Origin of the sequence: Defluviitalea phaphyphila (assembly GCF_001466305.1) — a bacterium.
Taxonomy (GTDB): domain Bacteria; phylum Bacillota; class Clostridia; order Lachnospirales; family Defluviitaleaceae; genus Defluviitalea_A; species Defluviitalea_A phaphyphila.
In genome coordinates this window covers 1-723 of sequence record NZ_JWID01000061.1, presented here as the reverse complement: position 1 = coordinate 723, position 723 = coordinate 1, and the positions used below count along the sequence as shown (strand labels likewise).

The 723-nt window shown below is 27.5% G+C and carries 1 protein-coding gene; it reads left to right on the top strand.

Going from position 1 to position 723, the window contains the following annotated elements:
- Window positions 1-681: hypothetical protein (locus OM90_RS13095; RefSeq protein ID WP_207643873.1), on the top strand; the 681-nt coding region annotated here is incomplete at its 5' end.
- Between the last annotated feature and the right edge of the window lie 42 nt (window positions 682-723).

Below are 723 nucleotides of genomic sequence, written 5' to 3'. Positions count from 1 at the left end.
TCAAATACAAATAAAAGAAGTTATACTGCAGAAGAAAAGAAGGAAATAGTAGAAAACTATTTAAAAGAAAAATATAACGAAGAATTTATAGTTTATTTAAGGATAGGAAAAGATTGGGGTCAAAATTATGATAGATTTTATGCTTATCCTAAAGGAGGAGATAAAGAAAAAGATTCATTTGCAATAAGATTTTTCTTAAGAGATGATGGAACCTATGATTTATCCGATGGATATTTTGCAGTAATTATAAAAGATGAATATGAGAAAGCAATAGGAGAATTTGTAAAAGAGATATATAAAGATTTTAAAGTATATACAGATACTAGAAGAGGAATTGTATTTTCAGAAAACTTAAATAAAGATACTAAGTTAAGTGAAATATATGAGAAAGATAAAGATTATTATTCGTTTACAACAGTACTAGTAAAAGAAAGTGAAGCAAAAGAAAAGAGTATAGAAGAGAGCTTAAAGAAAATAGCAGAAAAGATGGAGGAAGCTAAATTATTTGGAGAGTTAAAAATGGTAATAATTCATGATGATAGATTTGATGAAATAGAATGGGGAAACGGTACCTTAAACATGGATGAGGATGTTGTCAAATATGGAATAAAGTATATTTATATTGACACATATGATGGGATAAGTGAGGTGAAAGACAGTGGCTTATGGAGAACTAAGTGAAACACAATTAGCACTGCTAGATTGTCTTATATATATTGATGA